This is a genomic window from Rhodopseudomonas sp. RCAM05734 (assembly GCF_052658035.1).
In genome coordinates this window covers 1,663,683-1,681,181 of the sequence record NZ_CP199742.1, presented here as the reverse complement: position 1 = coordinate 1,681,181, position 17,499 = coordinate 1,663,683, and the positions used below count along the sequence as shown (strand labels likewise).

At 65.0% G+C, this 17,499-nt stretch carries 16 protein-coding genes and 1 pseudogene; 10 read left to right on the top strand and 7 right to left on the bottom strand.

What is annotated here, in order from left to right:
- Window positions 1-1,095, top strand: coding sequence for a PAS domain-containing protein (locus tag ACUXVA_RS08095; RefSeq protein ID WP_265080773.1), 1,095 nt, complete (start codon window positions 1-3; stop codon window positions 1,093-1,095).
- A 124-nt stretch (window positions 1,096-1,219) separates the two neighbouring features.
- Here ACUXVA_RS08095 and ACUXVA_RS08090 read toward each other — a convergent pair.
- The 3 genes and pseudogenes from ACUXVA_RS08090 to ACUXVA_RS08080 all read right to left on the bottom strand — a co-directional run bounded on the left by ACUXVA_RS08090 (window position 1,220) and on the right by ACUXVA_RS08080 (window position 4,253).
- A pseudogene (locus tag ACUXVA_RS08090) lies at window positions 1,220-2,306 on the bottom strand (IS5 family transposase).
- 219 nt (window positions 2,307-2,525) lie between these two features.
- Window positions 2,526-2,873: a RidA family protein gene (locus ACUXVA_RS08085; RefSeq protein WP_265080774.1), complete on the bottom strand. Its 348-nt coding sequence runs from the start codon at window positions 2,871-2,873 to the stop codon at window positions 2,526-2,528.
- A gap of 171 nt (window positions 2,874-3,044) precedes the next feature.
- Window positions 3,045-4,253: a DUF3419 family protein gene (locus tag ACUXVA_RS08080; protein ID WP_265080775.1), complete on the bottom strand. Its 1,209-nt coding sequence runs from the start codon at window positions 4,251-4,253 to the stop codon at window positions 3,045-3,047.
- 149 nt (window positions 4,254-4,402) lie between these two features.
- Here ACUXVA_RS08080 and ACUXVA_RS08075 point away from each other — a divergent pair, with 149 nt between their 5' ends.
- Window positions 4,403-5,092, top strand: a complete 690-nt coding sequence (locus ACUXVA_RS08075; RefSeq protein ID WP_413776553.1) for a class I SAM-dependent methyltransferase — start codon at window positions 4,403-4,405, stop codon at window positions 5,090-5,092.
- Here the strand turns inward: ACUXVA_RS08075 and ACUXVA_RS08070 are convergent.
- On the bottom strand, window positions 5,089-6,057 hold the full coding sequence (locus ACUXVA_RS08070) for a lysylphosphatidylglycerol synthase transmembrane domain-containing protein (protein ID WP_265080776.1): 969 nt from the start codon (window positions 6,055-6,057) through the stop codon (window positions 5,089-5,091). The two genes, ACUXVA_RS08075 and ACUXVA_RS08070, sit on opposite strands and share 4 nt — an antisense overlap.
- A 249-nt stretch (window positions 6,058-6,306) precedes the next feature.
- Here ACUXVA_RS08070 and ACUXVA_RS08065 point away from each other — a divergent pair, with 249 nt between their 5' ends.
- Window positions 6,307-6,528: a hypothetical protein gene (locus ACUXVA_RS08065; RefSeq protein ID WP_265080777.1), complete on the top strand. Its 222-nt coding sequence runs from the start codon at window positions 6,307-6,309 to the stop codon at window positions 6,526-6,528.
- Between the two features lie 11 nt (window positions 6,529-6,539).
- Here the strand turns inward: ACUXVA_RS08065 and uvrA are convergent, their stop codons facing one another.
- From uvrA to ACUXVA_RS08050, 3 genes are all read right to left on the bottom strand, one after another.
- The gene (uvrA, locus tag ACUXVA_RS08060; protein ID WP_445491586.1) at window positions 6,540-9,077 is read right to left on the bottom strand and encodes an excinuclease ABC subunit UvrA; all 2,538 of its coding nucleotides are present in this window, start codon (window positions 9,075-9,077) and stop codon (window positions 6,540-6,542) included.
- A 4-nt stretch (window positions 9,078-9,081) separates the two neighbouring features.
- Entirely contained in the window at window positions 9,082-9,339 is a 258-nt protein-coding gene (locus ACUXVA_RS08055; RefSeq protein ID WP_265080778.1) for a hypothetical protein, read from the bottom strand.
- Window positions 9,340-9,564: 225 nt separating this feature from the next.
- On the bottom strand, window positions 9,565-9,888 hold the full coding sequence (locus ACUXVA_RS08050) for a hypothetical protein (RefSeq protein ID WP_445491584.1): 324 nt from the start codon (window positions 9,886-9,888) through the stop codon (window positions 9,565-9,567).
- 195 nt (window positions 9,889-10,083) lie between these two features.
- Here ACUXVA_RS08050 and recQ point away from each other — a divergent pair, with 195 nt between their 5' ends.
- The 7 genes from recQ (at window position 10,084) to ACUXVA_RS08015 (ending at window position 17,413) form a co-directional block, all read left to right on the top strand.
- On the top strand, window positions 10,084-11,901 hold the full coding sequence (gene recQ, locus ACUXVA_RS08045; RefSeq protein ID WP_265080780.1) for a DNA helicase RecQ: 1,818 nt from the start codon (window positions 10,084-10,086) through the stop codon (window positions 11,899-11,901).
- A gap of 3 nt (window positions 11,902-11,904) precedes the next feature.
- On the top strand, window positions 11,905-12,837 hold the full coding sequence (locus tag ACUXVA_RS08040; RefSeq protein ID WP_445491582.1) for a LysR family transcriptional regulator: 933 nt from the start codon (window positions 11,905-11,907) through the stop codon (window positions 12,835-12,837).
- An 89-nt stretch (window positions 12,838-12,926) separates the two neighbouring features.
- Window positions 12,927-13,919, top strand: coding sequence for an isopenicillin N synthase family dioxygenase (locus ACUXVA_RS08035; protein WP_265080782.1), 993 nt, complete (start codon window positions 12,927-12,929; stop codon window positions 13,917-13,919).
- Complete coding sequence (locus ACUXVA_RS08030; RefSeq protein ID WP_445491579.1) at window positions 13,916-14,656, top strand: alpha/beta fold hydrolase; 741 nt, start codon at window positions 13,916-13,918, stop codon at window positions 14,654-14,656. Before ACUXVA_RS08035 ends, ACUXVA_RS08030 begins: the two co-directional genes overlap by 4 nt.
- A 123-nt stretch (window positions 14,657-14,779) precedes the next feature.
- Complete coding sequence (locus ACUXVA_RS08025; protein WP_265080784.1) at window positions 14,780-15,775, top strand: ABC transporter substrate-binding protein; 996 nt, start codon at window positions 14,780-14,782, stop codon at window positions 15,773-15,775.
- A 70-nt stretch (window positions 15,776-15,845) separates the two neighbouring features.
- Window positions 15,846-16,625, top strand: coding sequence for an ABC transporter ATP-binding protein (locus ACUXVA_RS08020; protein WP_265080785.1), 780 nt, complete (start codon window positions 15,846-15,848; stop codon window positions 16,623-16,625).
- A 2-nt stretch (window positions 16,626-16,627) separates the two neighbouring features.
- Complete coding sequence (locus ACUXVA_RS08015) at window positions 16,628-17,413, top strand: ABC transporter permease (RefSeq protein WP_265080786.1); 786 nt, start codon at window positions 16,628-16,630, stop codon at window positions 17,411-17,413.
- The last annotated feature ends 86 nt before the right edge of the window (window positions 17,414-17,499 follow it).

The window sequence follows — 17,499 nt, the reverse complement described above, 5'->3', positions numbered from 1 at the left end:
ATGTCAGTCGCGGAACTCGAACTGATCGGAAATTTGCCAACGGCCTTCCTTGACGCTTTAGCGGTCGGCATTTCGCTGGTCGACCCACGCGACGGGCACATCATCTATGCCAACAAGGAATTCAGCCGCATCCTCGGCTATTCCTGCGACGAGATCCGGCGCAACCGCATTTTCTTTATCGACCTCACGCACCCCGACGACCGGGGCCGGAATGTCGAGCAGAATCGGCGCCTGCTGCATGGTGAGATCGACCAATATAAAATCCAAGAACGATACCTGCTCAAAAATGGCGAGATGCTGTGGGTGAATGTGACGGCAACGGCTATTCGCGGACCCGATGGTTGTGTCCGCTGGACTGCGGCCGTCATCGAGGACATTACAAAAGAGAAGGTTCTGCAGCAGCAGCTCGAGGTCGCCGAAGAGTTGGGCGGCCTCGTCACCTGGAACTGGGACGTCAAGTCTCGCAAGGCGAAGCCGTCGCAGCGCTACAATTCCCTGTTCGGCATTCCGGACACCACATCCGAACTGTCGATCGAGCGGTTTCTTGAGCTTGTTCATCCCGATGATCGGGCGTCGGTATGTTCGGCAATGAGACGCGCGATAAATGGCGGGGCGTATTCCCACGAGTATCGCATCGTGCGCGCCGACGGATCGATTCGCTGGATGCGCGGCATTGCAACCTGCGTCGTCGATGCAGCCAACGAGGTGACCAGCGTCCTTGGCGCCACGATCGACATTTCCGATGCCAAGACGCGCAAACAGCCCGAGATCGCGCCGAAAGCCATGCGCGACATCATGCGGCACATCGAGGCCAACTCGCACAAGCCTATCTCGATTCCGGAGATCGCTGCCGAATACGACGTCAGCCCGCGCAGCATCCACAAGCATTTCTCGGCGTTGGGCACCACACCAATGAAATTCGTCAAGCAGACCCGGCTGCGCTGCGCGCATCGGCGACTGTCCAGCCCCGACCGCAAGACATCCATCACCGGCGTCGCCTTCGAATGCGGCTTCACCAATCTCGGCCATTTTGCGCGCGACTACCGCAAGGAATTCGACGAACTCCCGTCCGAGACGCTGAAACGCAATCTCTAGCAGTCTGCTGAAAAACCCTAGATTTGAGAGTTTTCTTGTCTCTCTGCGGTCGTTATCGAAGTGGGGAGCGGTGAGGGAGCGCGCTTATCGGCGGGGTGCCGGGGTTGTCCCCGAAGCCGGTGGCCTATGCTGCGAGCAGTTTGGGGATGCGGATCAGATTGTAGGCGATCAGGTTAAGGAGAAAGTCGGCGGCGACGCGACCGATGCCGCGATGCTTGGTCTTGCGCATGGTGCCGTGTTGTTTGCCCCAGCCGAAGATGCACTCGATCATCGCTCGGCGTGATTGCGACATGCCATAGCCGGGATGTCGTGTGGTGCGATCGTCGATGGCGCTGGTGCGGGTCTTGCCGGCTTTGGTGACGGCGTTGTTTTGCGTCACATGCGGCGTCACGTCGATGGCGCGAAGCTTGGCCACATGATCGGCGGTGTCGTAGGCCTTGTCCTCACCGGCCGTGATGCGGCGGCGGGCCGTCTTGCGCCGAGCCTTCAACATCGTCTCCGAAGCGCGGCGCTCGGCCGTGCCATTGGCGTGCGTAACCATGCCGGCGACTGCCAGGCCATGCCGGTTCTCCATGGTCGCGTGGCCCATATAGCAAAGCCTGGCCTCGCGCCCGGCCGCCTTGCGGTAGAGCCTGCTGTCGGGATCGCTGGTGCTGGCATGGGTGTCGTTCTTGCGCTTCTGGCCATGGAAATTGGCGCCGTTGTCATCGTCGCCACTGCCGTCCTTGGGACGAAAGCTCTTCTGCGAAGCCCAGGCTTCGATCAGCGTCCCGTCCACCGAAAAATGCTCGTTCGACAATAGCGGCCTGACCTGGGAATGGTTCAGGAGCCTGGCCATGAACTTCGCAAACACCTCGCCGTTCTGCAGCCTGTCGCGGTTCTTGGTGAAGGTGGTCGGGTCCCAGACCGGATCGTCCGGTGAAAGCCCTACGAACCAGCGATATAAAAGATTATAGTTCAGGCTGCTCCATCAGCTGGCGTTCCGAGCGGATGCCGTAGAACACCTGCAGCAACAGCGCGCTCAGTAATTGTTCGGGAGGAATCGAAGGACGTCCCTCGCTGGCGTAAAGCTTCGCCAGGCTACGGCTCAACTCACCCAGCACATCCCGGACAAGCTCGCGGATCTTCCTCAGAGGGTGGTTCGTCGGCACCCGCTTGTCTGGTGAAATGTACGAAAACAACCCGCCCTGATCCACAAAATTGCCGCGCATGCTCGTCTCCACCGATTCGAGATGACAAAGTGAATCATCAAGAAAACCGCTTGGCGAGCTGGTTTTTCAGCAGACTGCTAGAGTTTGATCCTTTAAAATCGAAGCGGCTTAACCTTGTCCCGGAGACGTTCCGGCCTAGCGAAGCTGCATAGATCGGGATTCCGGGTTCACGCTTCAGCTGGCCTTCGCCGACCGAAGCGTGCCCCGGAATGACCAGCTTCAGCCGATGGCGGCGATGACGGCGATCTCGACCTTGATCGAGGGATCGGCGAGGCGGGCCTCGACGCAGGCACGCGCCGGCGTGTTGTCCTGCGGCACCCAGGCATCCCACACGGTGTTGAACTTGGCGAAATCGCCCATGCTGGGCAGCCACACGGTGACCGACAGCATCTTGGTCTTGTCGGTGCCGGCTTCCTTGAGCAGCGCGTCGATCTTGGCGAGCACTTCCGTGGTCTGCGCCTCGATGCTGCCGGTGTAATCGTTGGGCACCTGGCCGGCGAGATAGACGGTGTTGCCGTAGATGGCGGCCTGGCTGAGACGCTTGCCGGGAACGAGGCGCTTGATCATGATGCAATCTTCCATGCGAGAGCGGTTGGCTACGACGACCGGCGCAAGTCCGTCGTCGCTATTAACTCATTGACATCGCGAACGGTTTTACCCTCCGCGATGTCGTCCGAATGGAAGGCTATGTACGCGCGGAGGACACTCGCGTCAATTCGCGCAAGCGCCCACCGCCGCTCATTTGCGGGTGTAGAGGTGAAAGCCGCCATAGATTCCCGAGCGATCCTGCGCCAGGCCCTGCGCGCTGCGCACGTCGTCGCGCTGCCAGGTCTGCTGCAGCGAGGCGAGGTGGGGATGATCGAGCGAGGATTCCGCGCCTGCGGTACGGAAGATGATCTTCACTTTGTCGCTGCCGGCGCGGTCGATCGCATTCCACAGCGCGCGGATCTCATCGGGCGCCATCCAGTCCTGGGAATCGAGCAGCACGACAGCATCGATCTGCCGCGCCGGCTGGTTTTCCAGGAACACGCGGAGATTGGCGTGCACCGGGGTGATCAGCCCGGCGCCGCCGCGCATGGCATCGAAGCGGCCCTGCTGCAGGTACAGCGGCAGGCATGTGTCACCCGGGCCGGGATAGCTGCGCGCCAGCGCCTGCCAGGCAAAATAGTTGGTGGCGTTGGGGTGCACGTCGATCAGGCGCAACAGGCGCTGGTGCAGCACCTCGTTGAGCGGCTGGTCGCCGCCGAGCAGCGTGCGCTGCTGCGGCGGGATGCCGAGGCTGAACAGCAGCGCCGGCGTCCGCGTCATCCAGCGCGCCAGCCGGGAATGAAACAGCCGGTGCACCTTTGCCAGTGCGCGCTGCCGCGCCGGCGACTGCGCGTCGTCCTTCAGCAGCACGGCGAGATCGATTCCGGCCAGCCGCGCCAGCCGGTGCGCGAAGCCGATGAAATGCCCGAGCGCGCCGTGACGATAGAATCCGTTGGTGAAGTAGCTCGAGCGCGGCCGGCCGCGGAAATCGCGCTCGTCCCAGAACGCGCGGGCCTCGGCGTCGAGCACCGGCCGCAGCCGCTCGCGATAGATCGTGGCGTTGGCGACCGCATTGCCCTCGCCGAAGAACTCCCAGAAGTCGGCGTAGTCGGTCAGCGCGCGAAAGCCGGCGAGCTTCAGCTTGAGCAGCGACAGATGCGCCTCGTTGAGATCGACCGCAAAGATCTGCATCGGGCTCGCCGCGAGATAGGACAGCGCGTTGCAGCCGCCGCTGGAGATGGTGACGATGGTGGCGCCGGGCGGCAGTTGCAGCGCCGCAAGATCGGCCTCGGGGTCTTCCCAGATCTGGGTGTAGACCAGCCGGCGGAACCAGAGGGCAAACAGCCGGTCCCAGATGGTGGCCTCGTGGTGACCGCGGCTGTTGCGAACGGCGTCGGCGATGAGCTGCTGCGTGTTCATTGTTCCCTCGAATCGTCAATCTGAAACAAATATCAAGCGCAGACTGCGGTTTTGCGACAGTCTCATGCTCCATGTGCTGCGCGCTGTCACATGACCGTCGCGTAACAGTGGAATGCAGAATGCAGCCACCCCTGCGCGACGAGGTGATCATGCTGGCTGTATTCGAGACCGATGAAGGCGTGGAGGCCGTGCGGCCGGCGGAAGCCGCCGTCCGCATGAACAAGATGTACCGCTGGCAGCGCTACATCTATGACATGACTCGACGCTACTACCTGCTTGGCCGCGACCAGCTGATCGACGGCCTGCAGCCGAAGCCCGGCGCCAGCGTGCTGGAGATCGGCTGCGGCACCGGCCGCAACCTGGTCCACACCGCGCGGCGCTATCCCCAAGCCGCCATCTTCGGCTTCGATATTTCCACGGAAATGCTGACCACCGCGATTGCGGCGATCGACCGCGCCGGTCTCGCCCGATCGGTGCGCGTCGCCCACGGTGACGCCACCCATTTCGATCCGGGAAAGATGTTTCAGGTCGCCCGCTTCGACCATGTGATGATCTGCTACAGCCTGTCGATGATCCCCGACTGGCAACTGGTGCTCGACAATGCGCTGGCCTGCCTCAAGCATGGCGGAAAACTGCACATCGTCGATTTCGGCGACCAGTCCGGCCTTCCCACAATTGCGGCAAAGCTACTGCTGCGCTGGCTGGCCCTGTTCGACGTGACGCCGCGCAACGACTTGCGCAATGCCGTCGAGCGCCTGGCCGCGCGATCCGGCGCCGAACTCACCTTCAAGCGACCGTTCCGCGGCTATGCGCAACAGGCAGTGCTGACGCTGCGCTAGCCCGCGGCCTGGCGCGCGAGTTCGCGACGGCGCTCCATGGCGCGCAGCACTTCGCGCAGGCTGAACAGCGCCAGCGCCAGCATGAACGGCGTGACGTGATAGATCAGGCGGAACAGCAGCAACACCGCCAGCAGCGGCTCGTTATGCTCGCCACCCAGGCCGACCAGGATGGCGGCGTCGAACACGCCGATGCCGGCCGGCGAGTGGCTTGCGAAGCCGAGCAAGGTCGCGGCGATGAACACCACCACGACGCGGGCGAGTTCGACATTCATGTCGGCGGGAATCAGCACATACATGGCCAGCGCCGCGGCGCCGAGATCGACGATACCGATGCCGATCTGGATGAAGACGTTCTTGCCCGAGGGCAGCGGCACCGACCAGCGCCGTGCGCCGAACAGCCGCGCGCTGTTCCAGGTCCAGGCGATATAGAGCGCGAGCACAAGCAACATCGCCCCGGCGATCATCTGGTTGACCTGCGGTGAGACATGATCGATGCGGCTGATGGCGTCGGGCGCATAAAGGATGCTCAGCCCGAGTGCCGCGAGATTGCCGAGCCAGAAGGTTAGCCCAGTGAGAAAGCAGATCCGCGCCACATTGGCGACGGTGACGCCATGGGCGGCATAGATGCGATAACGAATCGCCGACGACACCGGCAGCACGGCGCCGGTGCCGTGGGCGATGGGATAGCTGGTGAAACTGGCCAGCGCCGCCACGCAATAGGGAATGTCGCGGCGGCCGATCAGGCGCAGTGCAAGGAGATCATAGAGCGTGAGGCTGGCATAAGAGAGAATCGTGAAGAGCACCGCCAGCACGATCTGCAGGGCCGGCGTCTGCCGGACTGCGGCGAGCACCTGGTCGAGATCGACGCCCTTGAGCGCCCGCGCCAGCGCCATGAACGCGACCACGGCGATGACCAGGCTGACCAGCATGCCAAGGCCGCGCCAGCCCGCGCGCTTGCGAATCACCCCGATCACCTTTTGCAGCGCACGCAGCAGATTTCTCCCTTGGCCAAACCGCGCGAATCACGCACACGATTCGCGCCCCGTTCAGGGTCGATCTGTTGACACGTTGACGTGACAGTCGCGTAAAACGCTCGTCCAAACCGCGCAGTTCGTGACCTTCCCCACGAAAACAAGATACCGGCGCAATATGGTCGCATCACCTTCATGGTCGTTGCCTAGAGCCGTGCTGCACGAACTCAGAACTGAAAGACCATGACCGCAGATATCGACGACCAACTGACAATCGAACAATGGACGGCCCTGAAGGCGCTGCGCCCGACAGGACCGGCTTCCGCCAAGCTCGGCGGGCACATGATCGAGCAACTGATCGCGCTCGACCTGGCGGCGATCGCCGACGGACATCCCGTGATCACCACCGAAGGCCGCAAGGTGGTGCTGCGCGGCTCACCGCGGCTGTGGGATATGGCGGCCTGACCGCCATCCGGTCAGGCGCGACCGCGGCGCGCCCGCTCCAGATATAGAGCAGTGCGGCTCTCCGGGGACCGCGCCACGTCAGCGGGTGTTCCTGACGCCACCACCGTGCCACCCTCGTCGCCGGCCCCGGGTCCGATATCGATTACCCAGTCGCTGGCTGAGACCATGTCCATGTCGTGCTCGACCACCACCACCGTGTTACCGGAGGCCACTAGGCCATCGAGCTGCCTCATCAACTTGTCGACATCGGACGGATGCAGCCCGGTGGTCGGCTCGTCGAGGACGTAGAGCGTCATGCCGCGGTGCGCGCGTTGCAACTCGGTGGCGAGCTTGATGCGCTGGGCCTCGCCGCCGGACAGTTCGGTGGCCGATTGCCCGAGCCGGATATAGCCGAGCCCGACCTCGCGGATCACGCCGAGCGAGCGCTGCAACGCGGCGTCATCCGCAAAGAAGTCGAATGCGGCATCAACGGTCATGGCGAGAACATCGGCGATCGACTTGTCGCGGATCCTGATTTCCAGGGTCTTGGCGTTATAGCGCGCACCATGGCAGGTCGGGCATGGTGCATAGACCGACGGCAGGAACAGCAGCTCGACGCTGACAAACCCCTCGCCCTGGCAGGTCTCGCAGCGGCCCTTCGCGACGTTGAAGGAGAACCGGCCGGCATCGTAGCGGCGGGCCTTTGCCTGCTTGGTCGCGGCGAACAGTTTGCGCACATGGTCGAACAGGCCGGTATAAGTCGCCAGATTCGAGCGCGGGGTGCGGCCGATCGGCTTCTGATCGACCACCACCAGCCGCTTGATGCCCTCCATGCCGGCAACGATATCGCCGCCGAGTGTCTTGATGCCCTCCTCCTGCAGCGTGTCAGCGTCGTCTTCGACCGGCTCGCTGCGCTGGCCGAGCCGGTCGGCCACCGCCTCGACTAGAAACTGGCTGATCAGGCTGGATTTGCCGGAGCCGGACACGCCGGTCACCGAGGTGAACACGCCGAGGGGAATGTCGACATCGAGACGATCGAGATTGTTGCGGGTGACACCGCGGAGCTTGAGCCATTGTCGCGGCGGCCGCGGCAGCCGTTCTCGCCTGCCGCCATCGTCGAACAGATAGCGCCTCGTCTGCGACGCCTCGATTTCGGCCAGTCCCGCGGGCGGCCCGCTGTACAACACGTCGCCACCGTGCGCGCCCGCACCGGGGCCGACATCGACGATCCAGTCGGCATGGCGGATAACGTCGAGTTCATGTTCGACGACGAACAACGAGTTGCCGGCGGCCTTGAGCCGGTCGAGCGCGCGCAACAGCGCCTCGGTGTCGGCCGGATGCAGCCCGGCGGAGGGCTCGTCCAGCACATAGACCACGCCGAACAGGTTGGAGCGCACCTGCGTCGCCAGCCGCAGCCGTTGCAGCTCGCCCGGCGACAGCGTCGGCGTACTCCTTTCCGGCGCGAGATAGCCGAGGCCGAGATCGAGCAGCACCGCAAGACGCGCCAGCAGGTCCTCAACGATACGATGAATCACCAGCGCCTTTTCAGGATGCGCGGCGGAGACCGTGTTCCGGGCGCCGGGAAAGGGCCGCAGCAGAGCGTCGAGCCGCTTCAGCGGCAGGCGCTGGAGATCGGCGATATCGAAACCGGCGAATGTCACCGATAGCGCGTCCGGCTTCAGCCGCTTGCCGTGGCACACCGGGCAATTGCTTGACAGCATGAACTGCGACACACGGCGCTTCATCATCGCACTCTGCGTGGTCGCAAAGGTCTGCAGCACGTATTTTCGCGCGCCCGTGAAAGTGCCCTGGTAGCTCGGCTCTTCCTTGCGCTTCAGCGCGCGTCTGGTTTCTGCCGGCGTATAGCCGGCATAGACCGGTACCGTCGGCTGCTCGTCGGTGAACAGGATCCAATCGCGGTCCTTCTTCGGCAGGTTGCGCCACGGCGTGTCGACGTCGTAGCCGAGCGTGACCAGGATATCGCGCAAGTTCTGGCCGCCCCATGCGGTCGGCCATGCCGCGATGGCCCGCTCGCGGATCGTCAGGCTGTCGTCAGGCACCATGGATTTTTCGGCGACATCATGGACGCGGCCGATGCCGTGGCAATTGGGGCAGGCGCCCTCCGGCGTGTTGGGCGAAAACGATTCCGCATAGAGCAGCGGTTGTCCGCGCGGGTAATCGCCGGCGCGCGAATACAGCATGCGGAGCAGGTTCGACAGCGTGGTGACGCTGCCGACCGACGAGCGCGTGGTCGGCGCCCCCCTTTGCTGCTGCAAGGCGACGGCGGGGGGCAGGCCCTCGATCTCGTCGACTTCCGGAATGGACATCTGGTTGAACAGCCGCCGTGCATAGGGCGATACGGATTCCAGATAGCGGCGCTGCGCCTCGGCATAGAGCGTGCCGAATGCCAGCGAGGATTTGCCGGACCCGGACACGCCGGTAAACACCACCAGCGCGTTGCGCGGGATGTCGAGCGAGACGTTCTTGAGATTATGTTCACGGGCGCCGCGAACGCGGACGAAACTGTCCGGATCGTCGAAATTCGGTTTTGCCGGCGTCCGCGCATCCATCCGATCAGCGCCTGCGCGCGAACGCCACGCCGACGACAAAGGCGACGAATAGCGACGCCAATGGCGCTTCGCGGACAACCTTGCTCAGCGTATCGAGCGGCTTGCCGGGACGGCGGGCGTTATCCACCACGTCGCTCAGGCGATCCACGACATCGCTGAAGATCTCGCCGATCTCGCCACCGGTCTTGGCGGCTTCACGCGCTGTGGTCCTGACGCGCTCGGTAAAGCCGGGCTCGGCACCCATGAAATTGTTGTCGGTCATCGCTGGCCTCGCGGTTGAGTGTGCCCGTCAATCGACCGGAACCGCGTTGGTTCCGCAAGGGGGCAGCCACACATTGTCCTTCCGGTGCGCGGGCGGCGTTGGCCGGACGTGAACCTCAGCGCATCCAATCGGATTGGCGGGGAATCCCGAGACGGGACGATGAACATGCCGAGATTCCGGGTTCGGTCGCGGCTGGCGCCGCTTCGGCCCCGGAACGATAGCTCGCTAGTCGCGGGAGTTGCTGCGCTGTGCAGCCTTGCCGAACTCGACGATGGTCTGCGGGGCCGGCAGGCGCAGGCGGCGGCCGTGCTGCAGATAGAGCAGCGCCAGCCGGGTCGGATCCGACAGGTTCCAGATGTCGAGCGCCGCGGCGCGCCCCAGCCGGGCGATGGGCAACCGATGGCCGATCACATGGACGACGACCGGCGCCTTTGGCGTCTTCTTTTTGCGAATCCGGCCCTTGGGCGCGGCATTCTCATTGGCCGCGACCCGCCGGACGTGGGGACCGCGGCTGGTCAGCCATGACACAATGCGCAAGATGAAGGACATCGGCGTTCTCTGCGCGATCGGTGTGGCGGCGGCAAGGCCGGACACGGTTTCGTCATATAACTTCGGCCGCCGTGGGTAAAGCCGCGCATCCGGCCGAAACGGCCGTCCTGTCTGCTATAGGTGGGGGACGAATCAGGGATCTTCCGCTGTATGCCCGCTCCCGCTACCCTCACCGCCCGTCTCCGGGAGTCCGATATGGCGCCCGATGCGCTGTCGATCCTGAACTCGGTATTCGGCCTGCCCGGCTTTCGCGGCGAGCAGGAAGCGATCGTCCGCCACGTCACCAATGGCGGCAACTGCCTGGTGCTGATGCCCACCGGCGGCGGCAAGTCGCTGTGCTACCAGCTGCCGTCGCTGCTGCGCGAGGGCTGCGGCATCGTGGTGTCGCCGCTGATCGCACTGATGCGCGATCAGGTCGCGGGCCTGATCGAGGCCGGCGTCAAGGCGGCGGTGCTGAACTCATCGCTGACATGGGACGAGGCCAACGAGGTCGAACGCCGGCTACTCGCCGGTGACCTCGACGTCCTCTATGTGGCGCCGGAACGGCTGCTGACGCCACGCTGCCTGACCATGCTCGGCCGCGCCAAGATCGCACTGTTCGCCATCGACGAGGCGCATTGCGTGTCGCAATGGGGCCACGACTTTCGCCCGGAATATATCGGCCTGTCGGTCATTGCCGAGCGCTTCCCCGACGTGCCGCGCATCGCGCTCACCGCCACCGCCGACGATCTCACCCGGCAGGAGATCGCCCATCGCCTGCAGCTCGACGACGCGCCGCGCTTCGTCGCCAGCTTCGACCGCCCGAACATCAAGTATCAGATCGTCGACAAGCTGAACGGCAAGACCCAGCTGCAGGCCTTCATCAACGAATTCCATTCCGGCGACGCCGGCATCGTCTATTGCCTGTCGCGCGCCAAGGTCGAGGACACCGCCACGGCGCTGACCAAGGCGGGCATTCCGGCGTTGCCCTATCATGCAGGCCTCCCCGCCGATTTGCGCGCGCGCAATCAGGACCGCTTCATCAACGAGGACGGCATCGTGATGGTGGCCACCGTGGCGTTCGGCATGGGCATCGACAAGCCCGACGTGCGCTTCGTCGCCCATCTCGACCTGCCGAAAAGCATCGAGGCCTATTACCAGGAGACCGGCCGCGCCGGCCGCGACGGCAAGCCGTCCGATGCCTGGATGACTTACGGCCTCTCGGACATCGTGCAGCAGCGCCGCATGATCGACGAATCCACCGGCGCCGAAGCGTTCAAGCGAGTGTCTATCAGCAAGCTCGAGGCGCTGGTGAGCCTGGCCGAGTCCACCTATTGCCGACGCACAACACTGCTGGGCTACTTCGGCGAGACCGTAACGGACGCGAAATGCGGCAACTGCGACAACTGCCTGACGCCGCCGCTGGTGAAGGATGGCAGCGTGATTGCGCAAAAACTATTGTCCACCGCCTATCGCACCGGGCAGCGGTTCGGCGCCATGCACCTGATCGACGTGCTGATCGGGCGCGACACCGACAAGGTCAAGCAGTTCGGCCACGACAAGCTCTCGGTGTTCGGCGTCGGCGCCGACCTCAGCGACAAGCAGTGGCGCGCCGCGATCCGGCAACTGGTGGCGCTCGGCCATCTGCGCCCCGACAGCGAGGCCTATAACGCTCTTACGCTAACCGAATCAGCTCGCGGCGTGCTGAAGGGCGAGACGCAAGTGATGCTGCGCGAAGAGGCCGCCGGTCCGCTCGGCAAGCGCGGTGGCGCACGACGGCGCGGCGTTCCGACGGCAAGCAACGGCGACGCCAACCCGGACCTGCTCGACATTCTGCGCGCCTGGCGCTCCGAACTCGCCAAGAAGACCAGCGTGCCGGCCTACGTCATCCTGCACGACGCCACCCTCGACGGCATAGCCACCGCACGCCCGACCTCGCTGGCGCAACTGCGCGGCATTCCGGGGATCGGCGACAAGAAATTGGAGCGTTACGGCACCGAGCTGATCGCGCTGGTGACGGCGGCGGCCGGGTAGACCATGCGCATCCACTCGGCCGCGATCCATTATTTCGAGGCCGTGCGGCGTGCCGGGTCGATCCGCGAAGCCGCCCGCCGATTGAACGTGGCGTCCTCCGCGGTGAACCGGCAGATCCTGAAGCTGGAAAAGGAAGTCGGCGCGGCACTGTTCGACCGCACGGTAACGGGGCTGAAGCTGACGGCCAGCGGCGAGGCGATGGCGCGTCACGTCATCGCAGTGCTGCAGGACCTCGAGCGGGTGCGCACCGACATCGGCGCACTCAAGGGCGGCCACGCCGGACAGATCCGCATCGCTGCTGTCGAGGGCGTGTGCGGCGAGATCCTGCCCGATGCGATCCAGCGCATGCGCGCACGCGCGCCGCGTGTCACGGTGACCGTCGAGACGATGGGATCCTTCGCCATCCCGTCCGTGATCGCGGAGGGCCTTTGCGATATCGGCCTGGCCTTCGCGCTGCCGCGCAACGGCGATCTGCACCAGGTCGCGCTCAATCGCTTCCGGCTCGGCGCGGTGGTCCCGCCGGATCACCCCATTGCCGCCAAATCCACGACATCGCTGGCGGCCTGCCTCAATTCGCCGATCATCCTGGCGACGCCCGACCTGTCGATCAACCGGCTGCTGGCGCCGGAGATCTCGCGCATATCCCGCGCGCTCGAGCCGGCCGTCATGTCGGGTTCGGTCGAGCTGATGCGCGAACTGGCGTTGCGCGGGGTCGGCGTCGCGTTCCAGACCCGAATCGGCCTCACCAGCGCCATGGCGTCCGGCCGGCTGGTCCATGTGCCGCTGGAGGCCAATGGCCCGATCTGGAGTGATCTCGGCGTCTATGTCCGCGCCGGCCGAGCCCTGCCAACCGCCGTCGACCGCTTCGTGCAGATCCTTGCCGACGAATTGAACCGGCGGGAAGCCGAGGAAAATGCGGCGCTTGGCCCTGGCTGATGCCGCTTCGGCATCGGCATGCTCGAAACTCTGTTCTTTTGAGCACAGGCATCCCATGCAAGGCTCGGGAACTCGCAGAGGGATCGACCATGCCAGCCACCCTGAAAGCAGTCCACGTCGCCGCGTCCGCGCTTCCGATCATCGACATCTCCGGTCTCTCGAGCGCCGATCCAGCGGACCGCCGGGGCGTGGCCCAGGAGCTCCGGCGCGCCTGTCTCGACAAGGGCTTCTTCTATGTGAAGAACCACGGCATCCCCGAAACGCTGGTGGCGCAGGTGTTCGCGGAAGCGGAAACCTTCTTCGCGCTCCCCGCTGCCGACAAGCTGGCGCTCGACAAGGCGCATTCGAAGGCCAATCGCGGCTACGAGCCGCTGAAGGCCCAGACGCTGGAGGCCGGCGCGCCGCCGGACCTCAAGGAGGGCTTCTATATCGGTCCAGAACACGCCGCCGATGACCCGCGCGTGCTGGCGGGCAAGTTCAACCACGGCCCGAACCAGTGGCCGGCCAATGCCGGGCCCGGCTTTCACGACACCATGACCGACTACTTCACGGCCTTGCTTGGTCTCGGCGAGCGCCTGATGCGCGGCATCGCATTGTCGCTCGACCTCGACGAGGACTACTTCAAGGACTTCTGCGCGGATCCGATGGCGACGCTGCGGCTGCTGCACTATCCGCCGCAACAGCCGGGCGACGCTCCGGAGCAGCGCGGCGCCGGTGCCCACACCGACTTCGGCGGGCTGACCCTGCTGCGCCAGGACAATGTCGGCGGCCTGCAGGTCTGGGATCAGGAAAGCCAGGGCTGGGTCCACGCCGAGCCGGTGCCGGGAACCTACATCGTCAATCTCGGCGACATGATCGCGCGCTGGACCAACGATCTCTACCGCTCCACCCTGCACCGCGTGATCAACACCTCCGGGCGCGAGCGCTATTCGGTGCCGTTCTTCTATGTCGGCAACTACGACCACGAAGTCGCCTGCATTCCGACCTGCCTCGCCGCCGGCGAAGCGCCGAAATATCCGCCCACCACCGTCGAGGCGCATCTGCGCACCATGTACGCCCGCACCTACGCGCCCGCGACGTGAGACTGATCCTGATCCACGGCGCCTGGCAGGGAAGCTGGGCGTGGTCCCGCTTCCTGCCAGCGCTGGCGCAGGCCGGCTTCCGCGCCGAGGCGATCGACCTTCCCGGCAACGGCCACGATTCAACCCCGGCGGCGGACGTCTCGCTCGATGTCTATGCCGCACATGTCGGCGACAGGATTCGTTCCGGCGACGATCCGGTCGTGCTGCTGGCGCATTCCGGCGGCGGGGTGATCGCCTCGGAAGTCGCGGAACGTTGCCACGACCGCGTCAGCGGCGTGGTCTATGTGGCCGGCATGATGCTGCCGAACGGCGGCAGCTTCGGCGACGTGGTCGGCCCATTGGTGGCCGCCGATCCGGCCGCGGCGGGAATTCGCCCGCATCTGGTGTGGTCTGCCGATGGGGTGACATCGACGGTGCCGCCCGATGCGGCGCGGCAGATTTTCTATCACGACTGCGCCCAGGACGACGCCGAAGCGGCGAGCGTGCGGCTGACACCGCAAGCGGAAGGCGGCCGCGCCATCAGCCCGCAGCTGACGTCGCAACGCTTCGGCACCGTCCCCCGGCTCTATGTCGAGGCGCTGCAGGATCGCTCGGTGGTGCTGGCTGCGCAGCGCCGCATGCAGGCCATGGTCCCCGGCGCATGGGTTGTCGGTCTCGACAGCGGGCACGCGCCGCAACTGGCGATGCCTGAAAAACTGGCAGCCTGCGTCATCCCGTGGCTGGCAGCCCGCTCATGATTTTGCGGCAGACCGACAAGTCCCCCGGTTTGGCTGCGCCCCCTCGTTCGCCCGCGTTCGAAATCTGGTCCGGCTCGTGCAAGAGCTCGAACAAAACGAAGCCTCAAACAAGGAGTCCCTCGAATGATCCGCTCACTGCTCACGCGCACCCTGGCTGTCACCGGACTTGTCTTGACGACCGCGGCGCCGGCCTTCGCCGCCGACAAGGTGACGTTCCTGCTCGACTGGCTGCCGGCCGGCGACAAGGCCGCCGTCTATGTGGCGCAGGCCAAGGGCCTGTTCGCCGCCGAGGGTCTCGAGGTGACGATCCAGTCCGGCCGCGGCTCCTCCGACGTGGTGACCAAGCTCGGCACCGGCGCCGGCGACATGGGCACCGGCGGGCTCGCCGCGCTGCTGCAGGCCAGGGCGGAGAGCAAGGTCCCCGTCAAGGCGATCGCCTCGCTCTATACTATCGAGCCGGATGCAATCTTCACCACGGAGGGCTCGGGCATCAACTCGCTGAAGGACATTGCCGGCAAGAAGATCGCCACGGCCACCTTCTCTTCCTCGAACGTGGTGTGGCCGCTGCTGCTGCAGGCCAACGGCATCGATCCCGCCAAGGTCGAACTGCTCAAGGTCGACCCCGGCGCACTGGCGCCGATGCTGGCATCGGGCAAGGTCGACGCCACCATCAACTGGGTGACGGTGGCGCCCGGTTTCGAGGGGCCGATGAACGAGGTCAAGAAGAAGCTGAAGGTGATCTCGTGGTCCGACTACGGCTTCACCGGCTACGGCCTGTCGGTGTTTGCATCGGAAAAATTCCTGGCCGAGCGGCCCGACGTGGCACGGCGCACCCTGAAGGCGTTCCTGGCCGGCAACCAGATGGCCATCGCCGATCCGAAACTTGCCGGCGCCTCGGTGAAGGCCTCGGTGGGCGATATCGATGCGGCCGTTGCCGACAAGCAGTTCGCAGCTTCCATTCCGCTGATGGACAACGCTATCGCCAAGAAGGACGGCGCCGGCGCCTTCGAGAAGGCGCTGCTCGCCAAGACCTGGGAATGGACCGCCAAGTCGCAGAACATGCCGATCGAGAAGCTCGACCCGGAGACCGCGGTCGACCGCTCGTTCCTGCCGAAGTGATCCTGCACGGGCGCCGGAGCGATCCGGCGCCCGCCGTTCCTGCCAGCCATCATTTGCCCGGACATCGCTCTTGACCTCGCAGCCCGTCATCCACTTCGCCGACCTCAAGCAGACCTTCGGCAAGGATGACGGCTCGTCCGTCACGGCGCTCGACGGCATCACCTTCGATATCGGGCGCCACGAGTTCATCGCGGTGCTCGGACCGTCCGGCTGCGGCAAATCGACCCTGCTGAGGCTGATCGCCGGCCTGATCAAGCCGACCGGCGGCACGCTGGACATCTACGGCATGCCGGTGACCGAGCCGCGCGACGACATTGGCATCGTGTTCCAGAAGCCGACGCTGCTGCCCTGGTTCAACGTGCTCGACAACGTCACCTTCCCGATGCGCCACAAATACGGCCGCGTCACCGCGGAGGAGCGCGTCCGTGCGCAGGAGCTGCTGGCGCTGGTCGGCCTGTCCGATTTCGCCGCCAAGCAGATCGACGAACTGTCCGGCGGCATGCAGCAGCGCGTCGCCATCGCCCGCGCCCTGCTGCTCGACCCGGACATCCTGCTGATGGACGAGCCGTTCTCGGCGCTCGACGCGCTGACCCGCGAGGAGATGAGCTTCGAGCTGCTGCGGATCTGGACCGAGCGGCCGAAGACGGTGCTGTTCATCACCCATTCGATCCCCGAAGCGCTGCTGCTCGCCGACCGCATCGTGGTGATGAGCGCCCGCCCGGGCCGGGTCCGCGAGATCCTCGACGTGCCGCTGGCCCGGCCAAGGTCGCTGGCGTCGCTGTCCGACCCGGCATTCAACGAGATGGCCAACTACATTCGCGGCCAGCTCTTTACCCGGCCGGTGACATGACCATGAGCCCGCGCCTCTCCCGCACCCTCGTGCAACTCAACCGCTTCGCGCCGGCGCTGACCTTCATCGCCCTGCTGCTGCTGTGGGAAGGCTCATGCCGCTTCTTCGCCATCCCGTCGTTCCTGCTGCCGTCGCCGAGCGCCATCGTCACCGCCGGCGCCAATATCGAATGGACGCTGTGGCTCGGCCATATCTGGGCGACGCTGCGGGTGGCGGCGATGGGCTTCGTGCTCGCCGTGGTGGTGTCGATTCCGTTGGCCATCGCGCTGGCCAATTCGCGCTTCCTGTCGCGCACGCTGTACCCGATCCTGATCATCGTGCAGTCGACGCCGGTGGTCGCGGTGGCGCCGATCATCGTCACCACGCTCGGCGCCGCCGACCTGCCGCGGGTGCTGATCACCTTCATGATCGCGTTCTTTCCGATCGTCGTCTCCACCGTGACCGGCCTGCTGGCGACACCTGAAGAACTGATCGAGCTGTCGCGCTCGCTCAAGGCCGGCCGCGCCCGCGAGGTGCTGCATATCCGCCTGCCCTTCGCGCTGCCCTATATCTTCAGCGCATTGAAAATTGCCACCACCCTGTCGGTGGTTGGCGCGGTGGTGGCGGAATTCGTGGCGGCCGAGCGCGGGCTCGGCTTCTTTATCATGTTCTCGACCTCGTTCTTCAAGGTTCCCCAAGCCTTTGCCGGCCTGATCGTGCTGGTCGCGCTGAGCCTTGCGATGTTCCGCCTGTGTGTGATCGTGCAGCGCAAATTCGCGCCGTGGTCACTTCCGAAAAGCGAGCGCTAGACCGCCGTTGATCGCGTCATGCGTTCGACACGTTGCGGAACGTCGCGGTCGGTCACATGCCGAACGCAAATTGTTTATTTGAACTA